Genomic DNA, 14,199 nt, shown 5'->3' on the forward strand with positions numbered 1-14,199 from the left:
CGGCCGAGGCACTGGCTATGGCGCCGCAACGCTCGTGGCGACGGCACCGAATAGCGGAATTGTGGCTTGAAACGCGGCGTGCGGGAAGGGCGACGACACCGAACGGTGTTTAGCGCCAGGCTGCCGGCTGCATTACCCCACAGAGTAACGCAGCCGGTCAGTTGATCGGGGTGGCGGTCAGATTGGTACGGATATCGGCATTCTGCGCCTTGATGCCGTACATCGCCGTCACCGCGCCACCCGTGGGATGCACGTTCTGCAGGCGCTCGACGTTGATTTCCTTGAAGTGGATGCGCCCGTTCACGGCGAAGCCCAGTGGGTCCGGCGTGACCGTGCTGCCGGCGTTGGCACCGCTTTTGATCTTGACCTTGGTCGGCGCCACATCGAGGTTGAGGTCGGCGTTGAAGCCATAGGTATTGGCGTTGGGGTTGTTCGGGTCGCCGTCGGAGGTCGAGAAGTTGTCGATCACCAACTGGCTGCCCGTGCCATTGCCGCCACTGCGGTTGGTTTCCCAGAGGATCTGGTTGCGCTTCTCATCGGTCGCCACGCCATTGACCGAGCTTTCGATACTGCTGTCGCGGACAAACACGTTCTTCAGCTTGACCGAGACGCCTTCGTTGCCGCGGTCTTCCCAGCGCCCGCCGCTGCTGGCGCAGGCGCCCGCACTGCTGCCGCTGCCACCGACACAGAGCGCCCCGGCGCCCCCGGAGCTAATGGCCAGAGTCGAGCCCTGCTCGTAGCGTTGGAGCATGATGCGACCCAGGCTGGTACCGACGACTCGGTCACCCCAGCGCAGGTCGGCGACGTCCAGCCTCGACCAGTAGGTGCCTTTGCGCAGCTCGACCCCGTTGTTGCTGATGTCCAGCGAGCCATCGCGAAAGTGCATGTCGTAGCTGGTGCCGGAGAGCCACAGGCCCTTGCCGGCTTCATCCACGGTAATCGCCGCGCGCGCCTCGCTGACATAGAAATCGGCGTTGTAGCGCAGACCATCCCCCACCGAACCACCCGGCTGGATCGTCAATTGGCCATTCAGGGTGAAGTCGTAGGCCGGGAAGATTTCCATCAGCACCAGCAGTTCGGTGCCGCCCTGCAGCGGCGCGCTGGCCGAGCCGACCCGCAAACCATCGAAGCTGTAGCTGCCGTTGACATTGCTCATGCCCAGGCGCAGGCCGTCGAAATGACCGTTGTAAGTGCCTTTGCTCATGTCGCTCTGGCTACCGGCATAGCAGCCGGGACTGACGCCGGCGGCGCAGCTTTTGCTCAGATCGAGACTGAACTGCCCCGTACCGTTGGTACGCAGGCCGCTGAACCACAGGCTGTTGCCGTTATCGGTCAGGGATACCGAGCTGTTGGCCAGGTTCCAGCTGAGGTCGGCACTGAGACCACTCAGGCCGGAGTTGGAAGTGCCGCCGGCACGCAGTTTCAGCCAGTTCTGCTTGCTGCCCTGATCAATAAAGTTGAGGTCAAACGCCAGACTGCCGAGCTTCTGATTCGCCGGATTGCCCATGATCAGGCCGCCCAGGGTGGTATTCAGTTTGAGGTCCTGGAAGGCAATCTTCGCGTAACTGACAGCGCCATCCTGCTCCAGGTCAAGGGTCAGGCCGGAAGTGCTGCTCAGCGTGCCGGCAAAGTTCTCGGCCCGCAGCACGCCCTCATCTTGGTACTGGAACAGGCTGCTGCCGATGGTCACGTTGGGTTTGATCCGCAACCCTTCACCGCTGGCGCCGCCACTGCCGATGCTGATGCTGCCGCCCAGGTGCAGGTCCATATTGAGTTTGCCGAAGCTGCGGCTGGCGTTGGGGTCGCGGCTATCCGGCGTGCTCGGCGTCACCGCCACCCCCGCCGTCGGGTCGCCGTGGGCCAGATCCAGGCCGATGCCGGCGATCGCGGCGACAAAGCGCGAGCTGCCCAGATCCAGCTTGACCTCCGTGCCGCTGCCGCCGCTGACGATATCGACGTAGGCGTTATTCAGGTAGGTATCGAAGGACATACCCTTGACGATCAGGTCGAAGCCGTTGTCGCGGTAGTAGAAGGTCACATCCGCCAGCGACAGCCGGCTGCCATCCACGGCAAAGCCACTCACACCGCTGGTGTCGCCGCCTTTTAGCTTCAGGCTGGCCCCCAGGGTATAGAAGGCGCGAAAGTTACCGAAGCTGTTGTTGCTGCCGGCCATTTCGATGCTGTCGACGCTCAATACCGACGGGCTGGAGCCGTGTTCGATCTGTAACTGCTCACCCAGCACATCGATGGTGCTGGTGGAGACCGCCGAGCCAGTTTGCGGCCGGCTGCTGGCATCCTTGAGGCTGAGGGTCTGGCCATCCTGGCTGTAATTCACGCTCGCGGCCGACCAGCCGCCGCCAGTGGTTTCCAGGCTGATGCCGTTCTGCCCGCTAACCCCCGCCAACGAGGCGTCATCCAGCGCCTGCAGGGCCTGCGCCAGCGGGCTGAGCACAACGGGCAACAACAGCAAGTAACGACGCATCGGCAGCCCTCTCAGTTCTTTGGAAACACCAGGACATTGCCCTGCATGCGGATAGTGCCGTCGACTTTGGCCGAGAAGATATTGGTTTGCTGATAGCCGGGGTCGCCGCCATTGGCGACGCTGCCGGACTTGTTGCGCCAGCCGCCCTGGTTGGCCACGGCGAAGGCGAAGCTGCCGTCCTTGAACTTGACCTCGTTGGGCAAGCCGAACTCCAACACATCCTGATTGAAGGCCGTGCCGTCGCCATTGAAACCGGCGTTGATCACCCGGGTGCGCAGGGTCAGGCCTTCGAAGCTGAAGATGCCCTTGATATTGTCCAGCACATACCAGCCGCCGGACGCCGCGGAGCGAATCGCCAGGCGCATGCCGCAGTTTTCTGGCGTGCTGGCGCCCAGGGTCGCACAGCTGCGCTCGCCAACGGTCCAGGTGCTCGGGGTGTTACTCGCCGGCTTGCTCCAAAGCACGCCACCATCCTTGTTGATGCTGAACTCACCCGACAGGTACACCCCGCCCTGGCCATTCACGTCGCTCAGCGAGGTATCCGCCAACGGCTGCAACTCGGCCTGTGCCGAACCCGCCAGCAGCGCCAAGAGCCCCAGCAGCCACAGATTAGAGGTCACGGCTGGTCACCTTCAGGTAGTTGAAGCTCATCCCGGAGATTTCATTGCGGCCGAAGTTGTAGCCACCGCTCGGAACCTGCCCGGCGCCTGGGCGCGTGCCGCCAAAGTTGAGGTTATCCACCAGCACGTGGGTGCGTGGGGCATTGGCGTAAAAGTCAGTCGCCCGGCTGGTGCGTTCGGCAGCGGTAGCAGCACCCGCGAGCGGATTGGGTAACTCCAGAACGAATTGACCATTGCTGCTGACATCGAACAGCAGCGGCTGGGTCTTGCCATAACCGAACGCGACATTGGCGTAAGCATTGGTCAGGTAGATGCTGCGCGCCGCCTGCTCGGCCGCAGATACGCAGTTTGGTGCCCCTGCCGCACAGGACATGATGTCGAACGTTTTCGCGAAGAGATTCAGGCGAGCCTCGCTGACCAACTGCGCCCGGGCGCTGTCCCCCCACAGGCGCAGGTAAGAACCATCCATCGCCAACTCGGTGATATCGATATTGATCACATCGGTACGCCCGGCCGCGACCTGAAAGTCAAAGCGCACACCCAGGTCGACTTTTTCCGCGGCGCGGCTGGAGCAGTTGCTGCCAGCGGCCGCGAACCCGGCGATACAGGCTTGCCCGCCGGTCGTCAGGCGTTCGGGGAATGCCAACTCGAGCACCGCAACATTGCTTGGTGTGGTCTGCACAAACTGCCCGTCATCACGCAAACTGCGTAGCGCCTCACCCTTGGCCAGATTCAGGGTAAATGGCGAGCCTAAACGGCCAATGCTCACCGGGTTGAGGTTTGCCCCTTTGTTACTGCCCGCCGCGCCCAAGTAGAACTCTTTCACCGAGATGGGGACGTTTTGCCCGCTAGCGTTGGTGATGTCATTGATGGTGATAGTGGACTGGCTGGCATCCAGCAAGATCTCCTCCAGCACTATGCCGAAACCCGCGCCTTGCACGGCCGACATTTCGTTGTCTTCCAGGGCAACCATCTCGGCCCGGACGCTGGCGACACTCAGCAATCCCAGCCCCAATCCCAATAGCGGCAGCAGACGGCGCATGCTCAGCAGCCCTTGGTCGCAGTGCCGAAGCAGGTGTCCACCCGCGGAATACCGTTGAAGGCCTCTTGGAAACTGGTGGTAATGGCCGCAGTCCCATCGGCATTGCGCGGTAGGTTCATAAAGGCGCCGGCCAAGGCGGTAATGAACTTGGCTGCATCCTGCTGATCGCGCCATTGCAGATCCTGCGTCTGCATCGAGAGAAACACGCCTTTTGCCGTCTGGGTGAATTGCTGACTCGCCGTATCGATTTTGCCAATCGGGAAGGAACCGTAATTACTCAGGGGGAAGCAGGTGGTAGTGCTCAATAGACTGCAGTTGCTGGAAGAGAACAGGCTAAGCAGAAAGTTATCGAAGCCAGACCCCCCTGGGATCGACAGCTTCTGCCCATCGACCATGCCGATCATAGTCGCCCGCACTGGGTCAGGGTCGCCACCACTGTTCACCAATTGCGCCTGAGCACTGAAGTCGCTGTTGGCATAGGCGCCGCCCACCAGCGACTTCGCAATGCCACAGGTAGCGTCCCACCAGGCACAGCTCATCTGCGTCGCTAAATAGCTGCCTTTACCGTAGAGGTCTACCGCGATATTGCCGGTAACCCGGTTGATATCGCCGGACATATGGCCCTGGGCCTCGGCAAACCCCAGACGCATACCCACCACCTTGTTGCCCTGATAGGCCAGCTCGAGGAAAGGGTTCTTGATCAGAAAGGGGTTGACCTGCCCGGTCGCATCATTGACCGAACCCAAGGCGAAATTACTGATATCGACATCCGCCGTGCCGGCCGTCTCACCTGAGCGTGGATAGAGCCCCAGTTGCAGCTTCTTGATATTCAGCTGGGCCGCCACATCCATGCCGAAATTAAGCCGGGTGAAGTTCATCCCGTTATAGGCGTCAGTCGTCAGGTTGAGAAAGGCCTGCCCGGTCACCTCCGACAACTCGCCGTCCGCCATCTCGACCAGCGCGGCCTGCGCAGGCGCCGTGAGCAGGCTGGCGCACAGCCCGGCGAGGAGCAGTTTGGCGAGACGCAAGGTCGGACGCATGGCGAGTTCCTTTGTGCTTATGACGGCCAAGCGCTGACGGCTTAAACCCAGGCTGCCACTATAAGAAGCTCGCGAGCGGAACGGCCCGACCCATAGTCGAGAAACGCGCGCCAAGGAGTTGCCCAGACCGGCGGCGGTGACGAGCGGCTGTTACCCATTGCCACAAGGGTGTAACAGCTGCCCTCCGATCAGCAGGGGTGAAGCGCTGCGCGGCTGATGCAGTACAATCCGGCCTCTTTTTTCCGCACTGGCAAACCCCGGCCCTGAGATGATCGAACCCAAGCGCGTATTGCGCGCCCTCGCCGAACACTGGACCTTGCTTGAGCCGCTGTGCGAGCGCTTCGACCAAGGCACCCTGAGCCTGATCGAGTTGCGCGGCCAGCTCGGCGGGCAGCTAGCGGACAGCAGCCCGGCGGATATCACCGGCCTGCTCGACACCTGGATTCGTCTGGACATCCTGGTGCCGGTGGCGAAAAGCCCGAACCGTTTCGAGCTGAATGCACAGATCCACGACTTCCTCGCCTACCTGCGGCGTGAACACCGCCTGGGGCTGTGCCTGGAAATCGAGGCCTACCTGCGCCATCTGGAGCGTTTGGCCGGCTATATCCAGGACGCCTTCGAGATCCGCGACGCCAGCGACCTGGCCCGCCAGCTGCGGCTGCTGGATATGCGCGTGCGCGACGTGCTGAAGAAGCTGGCCAACGACGAGCAGGCGCTGGTCGGTGTGGCCGAGCGGGCCAAGACCAGCGACCGGCAGATCCCGCTGCGCCAGCGCTATGCCGAGGTGCTGGCGACCTGGGACGAGTACGTCGAACCGATGATCCAGTTGGTCAACGCCGACGGCGCCTTCGAGCAAGGCGTGCGGCGGGTCGAACAGGTGTTGCTGAAACTGCTCGGTGACCAGCAGCGCCTGGGGCAACTGGTGGACGACGACCTGCTGCTGCGCACCCACGCGCGCATCCTCGAGATGCAGACCACCGCCCAGCTGACCCTGCGCCGCGCCCGCGAACTGCTGCTGCCGCTACGCGAGGAAGCGCGCCGGCACAACGCCGTCACCCGTGGCGCGGCCCTGGCCCTCGCCGCGATCCGCCGCAAAGGTCTGGATGCCGTGCCGCAGACCGCGTTACCGCTGTTTAGCCGGCCACAAAGCACCTTCCTCGGCAGTGCCAGCCAGGTCGAAGCCTACGTCTACGCCCTGGCGCGCTTCGAGCCGCAACCGACCCAGTTCCCCAAGGCCAGCGGCACCCGCAAAGGCGAGCCGCCGCCGGCACCGCGCACCGCCCGGGAAATGCTCGAGCGCTGCCAGAGCGCCCTGCCGCTGCCGGACCTGATGCTCTGGCTGCTGGAGCAGGAACCGGTGGGCGCGACCGACGAATTGCTCTACTGGTTCTCGCGGTTGTCGCGCGACAGCCGCTTCCAACGCGAGCGCCTGCAGCGCCGCGACTACCTCAGCGCCGAGCATCGGGTCAGCCTGTGCTCCTTCGCCCTGTTGAAGACCGAATCCCATGCATCTTGATCTCTCCGAACTGAGCCAGCTGGCACCGATCTTCCGCGAGCTGTTCAAGGGCTACCACGTCAGCCGCCGCGACGCCGAGCTCTACAGCCAGTTGTCGAACCTGCAGGACCAATACCGCGCACTGTTCAAGGCCCTGGGTTTCGAGCTGGTCTGCGACAGCCGCGGCTTCTACTACTTCGTCCCCGAACAGATGGGCGCGCAGGTCAACAAGACCGCCCAGCGCCTGGCGTTGTTCACCTTCATCCTGGTCGAGCACCTCGCCGATCAGGGCCGCGACCCGCTGGCCGTACTGGATGGCGGCAGCCTCGGTCGCGATGAACTGCCGCCGCTGCTGGAGAAATACCGCGACCTGTTCCTCCAGGCCGAAGTGCAGACCCAGGAAGAACTGGAAGAAAAGGTCATGCGCCGCATGACGCAACTGGGCTTTGCCTTTGATGAAAATGGCATCTACCGCTTCCTGCCGCCGATGCACCGCTTCCTCGACGTCTGCCTGTCCGTGCAGCAGGACCGCGACCTCGCCGCCAGCCTGCACAGCGCGCTGCCGCTACCGACCCCGGTATTGCTGGATGACGACAGTGGCGACGAGATTCTGCTGATCGAATCCGACGAAACCGAAACTGCTGTCTACGAATCCGAAGAGCAGGCGCTGGCCCGCGCCATGGCCGAAGAACGCGCCCACCAGGAGGTTGAAGCATGAGCCAGGAACGCTACGGCATCCGCCGCTTCGCCCTGCTGAATACCGCGGGTTACAGCCTCGGGCTGTTCCCGCTGGAGCAGCCGCTGTCGGTGTATGGCGCCAACAACCTGGGCAAGAGCGCCTCGATCAACGCCCTGCAATTCCCGATTCTGGCGCGCATGTCGGACATGAGCTTCGGCAAATACAGCCTGGAGCAGTCGCGCAAGTTCTACTTCGCCAGCGACACCAGTTACATCCTGGTGGAAGTCGCCCTGCCCCACGGCCCGCATGTGATAGGCGTCGCCGGGCGCGGCCCGGGTGGCGGCTTCGGTCACCAGTTCTTCGCCTATGCCGGCGAACTGCAGCTGAGCCACTACCAGAAAAACGGCACCTGCCTGCGCCAACGCGAGCTGTTCGCCAACCTCGAACGGGAACACATCAAGGCCTACGAGCTGAAACCGGAAGAGCTGCGGCGCCTGCTGGTCGGCGGGCATACCTCGATTCCGCTGGATTTGACTCTGATCCCGCTGCGCTCCACCAGCGAGCAGAGCCTGAAGACCTTCCGCGCGCTGTTCATCAACCTGCTGCACATGCGCGAGATCACCGCGGCCAAACTCAAGCAGCTGTTCCTCGATGCCTTCGAGCACAGCCTGCGTTCCGCTAGCGTCGATTACATCGCCGCCTGCGAAGAAGCCTTCCGCGATGTGCGGCGCATGGAGCAGGACTACCAGGCCCTGGTCGCCGCCGGGCCGCTGGTCGAGGCCCTGGCCGCCGGCGTGGCCCAGCGCGAACGGCTGCGCGGCAAGCTGCAGCGCATCTCGCCGCTGCTCGATGCCTTGCTCGGCACCTGGCAGGACTACGCCGGCGCCCGCCGCGAAGAGCTGCTGATCCAGGCCGAACACTACCGCGCCGAACAGGATGGCCTGCAGCACGAACAACGGGGCGGCACCCAGGAGCTGATGCGTCTGGAACGCGAAATCAGCGAGATCCAGCGCTGGCTTGGCGAGCTGTCGGTGCTGAACAACCGCTTCGCCCTGGTGGAAAATCCGCAGGTGCTGGAACAGCAACTGCTGGCCGCCAAGGACGCCCACGACGAGTTGGCGGGCGCCCTGGCGCAATCCCGGCAGTTCTCCGCCGAGGACCTCGATGAGCGCCTGCGTGAGCTGGGAAAACGTCTGAAGTCGGTGAAGCAGCAGCTCGAGCACGCCGACAACAACAGCTACGCCCGCCTGCGTGAAGAGTTCACCCAGCAGGATCTGGAACGCCTGATGCGTCTGTTCAACGGCGCGCTGTTCAGCCTGCCGCTCGGCGAACACGGGATTGCCCTGGACGACAATGGCACCTGGGTGAAATCCCTCGAAGCGCTGCTGGATGGCTTCAAGGCTGAGCGCTTCGAAGTGCCCGGGCTGTCCATCGACCTCTCGCACATCGAGCCGCCCGCCTTGCAAGCCTTGGCCGACCGGGCTGCGCTGCGCGAGCAGAAGGAGCGCCTGGAAAAAGAGCTGAAGCAACTGCAGGCCCAACAAGCCGTCGCCGCCGACCGAGCCGCCAGCAAGGCCCAGGCCGAGACCCTGTATCGGCAGGTGTTGGACGCGCAGAAGGCCCTGGAAGACTTCCGCCGCAGCCAGACCCTGGCGGTCGAGGAACCGGAGAAGCTCGAACAGCTGGCCCAACTGGAAGCCGCCCAGGACGAACTCAAGCGCTCCAGTGACGCCTTCAGCGAACGCGTCCAGCAGATTTCCGCCAAGCTGCAACTGATCGGCCGGCAACTGGCCGACCTCGAAGCCAAGGAGCGGACCCTGGAAGACGCCCTGCGCCGCCGCCAGCTGCTACCGGCCAACCTGCCCTTCGGCACGCCATTCATGGACCCGGTGGATGACTCGCTGGATAACCTGCTGCCGCTACTCAACGACTATCAGGATGCCTGGCAAGGCCTGCAGCGCATCGACGGCCAGATCGACGCGCTGTACGCGCAGATCCGCCTCAAGGGCGTGGCCAAGTTCGATAACGAAGAGGATGTCGAACGCCGCCTGCAGCTGCTGATCAACGCCTACGCGCACCGCCAGGACGAAGCGCTGACCCTTGGCAAGGCGCGCCGCGCGGCGGTGACCGACATCGCCCGCACCCTGCGCAACATCCGCAGCGACTACGACAACCTGGAACACCAGTTGGCGCTGTTCAACCGTGAGATCAACCGCCGCCAGGTCTCCAACCTGGAAAGCTTTCGCATCACTCTCGCACCAAACAAGGACGCCCTCAGGCACATCGACCAGATCATCCACAGCGCCGGCCAGTACGAGGAAGGCGAGACGCTGTCGGTGTTCGACCTCAATCAGTCGGCCGATCAGGATGTGAAAAACGAGGAAGCCAAGGAATACCTCGCCCGGCTAGTGGCGGCCAACCACAACCAGTTGGGCTTGAAGGAGCTGTTCGAGCTGGCCTTCGAGATCACCAAGGTCGGCGGCCAGCCGGTGGTGCACACCGATATCGACGGGGCCGCCTCCAACGGCACGACCATGACCATCAAGGCGCTGACCAACATGTACCTGTTGCTGCACCTGATGGACCGCGAGCAGGCCGGGCGGATTCGCCTGCCTTATTACCTCGACGAAGCCGCGGATATCGATGAGCGCAACCAGCAGGCACTGATCGAAACTAGCCTGCAACTGGGCTTCGTGCCGATCCTCGCCAGCGTCAAACCGCAGGTTTGCGCCCATGTGGCGATTGACCTGGAAGGCGGCAGCGGGCCGAACGGCATCTATATCGATGAGGCCGACTGGAAATATATCCGCCGCCATGAGACGAAGCACGAGCGGGTCGCCGAACCGGCCTAAGCCCAGGACGCCACAGAAACTCTCGACCACAAACCGCACAACGATCTAAAGCAACCGCACTAGCTGCAAAAACGCCAAGGCCCGCATCTGCGGCCCTTGGCGTTTCAGGGGGGCTAGCGCTTGGGCTTACTTGCCCAGCGCTATCTTCGGTGCCCACTTCAACCACTCTTCATTCGCCTCGTCAAACAGCGCGAAGGTTTGCTCCGGCTTCGCTGGGCTGCCCATCTGCTCACCCTCTGGGGTGGCGAAGGCGATCCCACCCTCGATCAGCGTCTCAACCGACTCGGTGCGCACCTTCACGCCCTTGAACAGCCCCCAGTCCACCCCGAAGCCACTGGCATTCCAGAAGCGGCTGCCGGTGCGCACCAACATGGCGTAGCGCGGTTCGATGAGGATGTGGATCAACACCCGATCCGCCGTCGCGCCAAGTTCGAAGCCGGTCACCTTGCCGACCGCAACCTCACGGTAGGTCACCGGCACACCCGGCTTGATCGAACCACGGCGGGGCGCGCTGAGGACCAGGCTCAGACCGCTTTCACGCGCCGAGACTGTCGGCGGCTGCTCCAGAGCGATAAAGCGGGTTTGCAGCGCACCGGCCTTGGTGGCCGGCTGCACCTGCAAGTATTGGCCGCTGACCAGGGTCTCCAGATTCGCCGTGCGCACCAGGCCGAGCACCGGTTTGACCACCCAGAACTGCGTGCCTGCACGCGCCACCCGCTCGGCGCTATCGGTGATGCGCGCATTCAGCAACACCGCCTGCAGGTCATCGGTCAGTTCGATGGTTTCCACCTTGCCGATATCCAGGCCCTTGTAACGGATCGGCGTGCCCGGACGCAGGCCGTCGCCGCTGTCGACGCGAATCTGCACGCTAACACCCTGCTGCAGCGCGCTCTCGCGATCAGAGTGGAGGCTGAAGCGGTGCACCCGTTTAGTGGCTGCGGCCTTGGGATCCGGGGTCTCGAAGGTAATGCCGCCGGCCAGCAAGCTCTGCAGCGACTCGCTTTTCACCGTGATGCCGGACAGCCCGCCCGTCAAGGTGATGCCGCTGGCATTCCAGAAGCGCGTCGAGCTGTTCACCAGGTTGGCGTACTCCGGTTCGATGTGCACACCCAAGGCCACTTGCTTGCGATCACGGGAGAGCTGGTAGCTCTGCACCGAGCCGACCTTGATCTGCTTATAGAGGATCGGGCTGCCGACCTCCAACGAGCCGAGGGCATCGCTGAACAACACCAGGTGCAGCCCCGCTGCGCTCAGATCCAGCGGCGGCGCCTTGGCCCGCGCGGTGAACTCCCGCGCCGGTGCTGCGCCCTTCTCGCCGGGGCTCACGGCGATGTAGTTGCCTTTGACCAAGGCTTCCAACCCGGTGATCCCGGCCAGCGAGATCGAGGGTTTGACCAGCCAGAACTCGGTGCCCTCCACCAGATAGTCCTCGGTGCGCGGATCGAGCGCCAGCTCCGCCGAGGCACTGGCCAAATCCGCATTGACCGCAAGGGTCTTCAGGGTGCCTACCTGGGTGCCCTTGTACATCACCGGTGTGCGGCCCGGCTGCATGCCCTCGAAATCGGTCAACTTGACCTGCACCTTGATGCCCACTTGCGCGGCATCGAAATCTTCGTAAAGACGAAACGGCAGGCTCGAATCGGTCGGCGGGCTGTCCTTGCGGTGCTCCGGCGTAGCGAAGGCGATCCCCCCGGCAACGACACTGGCCAGCGACTCACTGCGCAGCTTGAAGCCGGACAGATCCGCGTTGACGGTAATCCCGCTGGCGTTCCAGAAGCGCGTGTGTTTGCGCACCAGTGGCGCATACAGCGGTTCGATAAACACCTTGATCTCGACGGTGCTCTGATCCGCTGCGAGCAGATAGCTCTTCACCCGACCCACCTGGATCTGCTTGTAGAACACCGGGCTGTCGCGATTCAGCGAACCCAGTCGATCGGCCTTCAGGGTCAGATGCAAGCCGGGCAGACTATCGGAGAGCGGCGGCGCTTCTGTGAGTGCCGTGTACTTGCGAGTCGGCTCGCCATCGCCCGGGCTGGCGGCGATATAGTTGCCGGACACCAGGGTTTCCAAACCGGTAACCCCGGCCAGGGTCACGCTCGGTTTGACCAGCCAGAAGCGCGTGCCGCTGCGCAGGTACTGCCCGACGTCCTTGTCCATCTCGACCGTGGCGATCACCCCGCGCTGCTCACCGCTGTCATCCAGGGCCAGGGTCTTGACCTTGCCGACCGGCATGCCTTTGAGGATCACCTCGGTCTTGCCGGCCTGAATGCCGTCACCGGTGGCGAAAATGATTTGAATGTCGACCCCGGCCTGGTCATAGGCGCGCCATGCCAGCCAGCCACCAATCAGCAAGGCAATCAATGGCAAGACCCAGATGGCCGACCAGTTGGAGGCTGGACGGGTTTTCGCCGTGGGCAGATCACTCATAGTCATCGTCCGATTCCGTGTTATCCCAGATCAAGCGGGGGTCAAACGTGAGGGCGGCCAGCATGGTCAGCACCACCACACTGGCAAAAGCCACAGCACCATGACCAGGCTCAATGGTGGCCAGGTTTCCGAAATTCACCAACGCCACCAAGATCGCGATGACAAAGACATCCAGCATCGACCAGCGGCCAATCCATTCGATAAAGCGGAACATGAGCATGCGCTGGCGCGGTGACATCGGCAGATGCCGTTGCACCGAATAGAGCAGCAAGGTGATGCCCACCAGCTTGAAGGTCGGCACCAGAATGCTCGCAACGAAGACCACCGCCGCGATGGGCCACATACCGAGCTGCACCAGGGTGATCACCCCAGACATGATAGTGTCCGGCTCGCCCTTGCCCAATGAGCTCACAGTCATGATCGGCAACAGATTGGCCGGGATATACAGAATCGCGGCAGTGACCAGTAGCGCCCAGGTCCGTACCAGGCTGTTTGGCCGACGCCCATGCACCAAGCCACCACAGCGGGTACAGAACTGCTTGGCGCAACCCGGCTCTTGCCTATTTAGCTGATGGCATTCCGGGCAAATCAAGATGCCTGCATCAATGGCCCGCATGGGCATCCTCTCCCGACAAAGCTTCCCAGATCTGGTGTGGCGACATGGTCACCTCCAACCAGACCTGCAGCAAAAGCAAGCCAATAAAACACGCCAAGCCGAATCCCAGACTGAGATCCGCCAGGTCGATCAGTTTGACGATCGACACCAGGACTCCCATCAGATACACCTCGAGCATCCCCCACTCCCGCAGATGGTGGTAGATGCGGTAGAGCAACAAGCCATAACCACGTCCGATATCCCAGCGGATACTGAGTAGCACGGCAAGCTGACACAGCAGTTTTAACAGCGGAATCCCCATGCTGCAGAGAAACACCACCACCGCGATGCCCTGCATGCCGGTGCCATACAGGCCCAGCACACCACTCCAGACCGTGTCCTGAGAGCTCTGCCCCAACAGATTGAGTTGCATGATCGGCAGGAAATTCGCCGGGATATAGAGCAGCAAAGCCGCGATGACCAGAGCCAGGCTGCGCCGCACCACCTGATGGCGATGCCTGTAGAGCTCGTACCCGCAGCGCGGGCATTCGGCGCTTTCGCCACTCTGCAACTGCGGCTTGAGCATCAGCAGGTCGCATTCGTGGCAGGCCACCAGCGCTTCCAGGGGCAATTCAGGCAATCCACGGGAATCGGCCGGGGCAGGCATAAACGAGGGCTCTGGGCGGTTTGCGCTTATTTTAGACGAGCGAGCTGTGAATCTGTCTATTTGTCGTTCTTAGCGGGTCTTCGAAGTTCCAGGCCAGCACCTCGCCCGCTCCGGGCAGGGCCTGACCTCTACTTCTGACAAGCATTAAAAATGGGGGGATTACCCCTCCGCCAAACCCCTGCCCTGTTTTTTTGCGCGCAAAGACAAACCCCCCACCCGCTTGCGCGAATGAGGGGTTTGGAATTTAAGCTTGACGATGACCTACTCTCACATGGGGAGACCCCACACTACCATCGGCGA

10 protein-coding genes are annotated in these 14,199 nt (G+C 62.8%); 3 read left to right on the top strand and 7 right to left on the bottom strand.

Going from position 1 to position 14,199, the window contains the following annotated elements; all coding sequences use genetic code 11:
- Positions 1-157: 157 nt before the first annotated feature.
- From FFS13_RS18795 to FFS13_RS18810, 4 genes are read right to left on the bottom strand one after another with little or no spacing between them, the layout of a single operon-like run.
- Entirely contained in the window at positions 158-2,482 is a 2,325-nt protein-coding gene (locus tag FFS13_RS18795) for a DUF6160 family protein (protein ID WP_137820584.1), read from the bottom strand.
- An 11-nt stretch (positions 2,483-2,493) separates the two neighbouring features.
- On the bottom strand, positions 2,494-3,102 hold the full coding sequence (locus FFS13_RS18800; RefSeq protein WP_256657949.1) for a DUF6160 family protein: 609 nt from the start codon (positions 3,100-3,102) through the stop codon (positions 2,494-2,496).
- Complete coding sequence (locus tag FFS13_RS18805) at positions 3,092-4,144, bottom strand: hypothetical protein (protein ID WP_371922969.1); 1,053 nt, start codon at positions 4,142-4,144, stop codon at positions 3,092-3,094. The genes FFS13_RS18800 and FFS13_RS18805 overlap by 11 nt, the downstream gene beginning before the upstream one ends.
- Positions 4,145-4,146: 2 nt before the next feature.
- Positions 4,147-5,184 (bottom strand): hypothetical protein, encoded by a 1,038-nt coding sequence (locus tag FFS13_RS18810; RefSeq protein ID WP_137820585.1) that lies wholly within the window; start codon positions 5,182-5,184, stop codon positions 4,147-4,149.
- Between the two features lie 268 nt (positions 5,185-5,452).
- Here FFS13_RS18810 and mksB point away from each other — a divergent pair, with 268 nt between their 5' ends.
- Genes mksB through mksF form a run of 3 tightly spaced genes read left to right on the top strand, consistent with a single transcriptional unit; the run spans position 5,453 to position 10,210 of the window.
- The gene (gene mksB, locus FFS13_RS18815) at positions 5,453-6,700 is read left to right on the top strand and encodes an Mks condensin complex protein MksB (protein WP_137820586.1); all 1,248 of its coding nucleotides are present in this window, start codon (positions 5,453-5,455) and stop codon (positions 6,698-6,700) included.
- Complete coding sequence (gene mksE / locus FFS13_RS18820; RefSeq protein WP_137820587.1) at positions 6,690-7,397, top strand: Mks condensin complex protein MksE; 708 nt, start codon at positions 6,690-6,692, stop codon at positions 7,395-7,397. Before mksB ends, mksE begins: the two co-directional genes overlap by 11 nt.
- Positions 7,394-10,210, top strand: coding sequence for an Mks condensin complex protein MksF (mksF, locus tag FFS13_RS18825; protein WP_137820588.1), 2,817 nt, complete (start codon positions 7,394-7,396; stop codon positions 10,208-10,210). Before mksE ends, mksF begins: the two co-directional genes overlap by 4 nt.
- A gap of 126 nt (positions 10,211-10,336) precedes the next feature.
- Here the strand turns inward: mksF and FFS13_RS18830 are convergent, their stop codons facing one another.
- The 3 genes from FFS13_RS18830 to FFS13_RS18840 are packed head-to-tail and all read right to left on the bottom strand — an operon-like array spanning position 10,337 to position 13,899.
- On the bottom strand, positions 10,337-12,637 hold the full coding sequence (locus FFS13_RS18830; protein WP_137820593.1) for a PqiB family protein: 2,301 nt from the start codon (positions 12,635-12,637) through the stop codon (positions 10,337-10,339).
- On the bottom strand, positions 12,630-13,253 hold the full coding sequence (locus FFS13_RS18835; protein ID WP_137820589.1) for a paraquat-inducible protein A: 624 nt from the start codon (positions 13,251-13,253) through the stop codon (positions 12,630-12,632). The genes FFS13_RS18830 and FFS13_RS18835 overlap by 8 nt, the downstream gene beginning before the upstream one ends.
- Positions 13,240-13,899, bottom strand: a complete 660-nt coding sequence (locus tag FFS13_RS18840) for a paraquat-inducible protein A (protein WP_137820590.1) — start codon at positions 13,897-13,899, stop codon at positions 13,240-13,242. The genes FFS13_RS18835 and FFS13_RS18840 overlap by 14 nt, the downstream gene beginning before the upstream one ends.
- Between the last annotated feature and the right edge of the window lie 300 nt (positions 13,900-14,199).

The organism is Pseudomonas sp. 2FG, assembly GCF_005502935.1.
Classification (GTDB): Bacteria; Pseudomonadota; Gammaproteobacteria; order Pseudomonadales; family Pseudomonadaceae; genus Aquipseudomonas.

What these genes read in the sequence shown, in the direction of transcription:
- FFS13_RS18795 (WP_137820584.1), bottom strand. Translation starts at nt 2,482, where the DNA reads ATGCGTCGTTACTTGCTGTTGTTGCCCGTTGTGCTCAGCCCGCTGGCG.
- FFS13_RS18805 (WP_371922969.1), bottom strand. Translation starts at nt 4,144, where the DNA reads ATGCGCCGTCTGCTGCCGCTATTGGGATTGGGGCTGGGATTGCTGAGT.
- FFS13_RS18810 (WP_137820585.1), bottom strand. Translation starts at nt 5,184, where the DNA reads ATGCGTCCGACCTTGCGTCTCGCCAAACTGCTCCTCGCCGGGCTGTGC.
- mksB (WP_137820586.1), top strand. Translation starts at nt 5,453, where the DNA reads ATGATCGAACCCAAGCGCGTATTGCGCGCCCTCGCCGAACACTGGACC.
- mksE (WP_137820587.1), top strand. Translation starts at nt 6,690, where the DNA reads ATGCATCTTGATCTCTCCGAACTGAGCCAGCTGGCACCGATCTTCCGC.
- mksF (WP_137820588.1), top strand. Translation starts at nt 7,394, where the DNA reads ATGAGCCAGGAACGCTACGGCATCCGCCGCTTCGCCCTGCTGAATACC.
- FFS13_RS18830 (WP_137820593.1), bottom strand. Translation starts at nt 12,637, where the DNA reads ATGAGTGATCTGCCCACGGCGAAAACCCGTCCAGCCTCCAACTGGTCG.
- FFS13_RS18835 (WP_137820589.1), bottom strand. Translation starts at nt 13,253, where the DNA reads ATGCGGGCCATTGATGCAGGCATCTTGATTTGCCCGGAATGCCATCAG.
- FFS13_RS18840 (WP_137820590.1), bottom strand. Translation starts at nt 13,899, where the DNA reads ATGCCTGCCCCGGCCGATTCCCGTGGATTGCCTGAATTGCCCCTGGAA.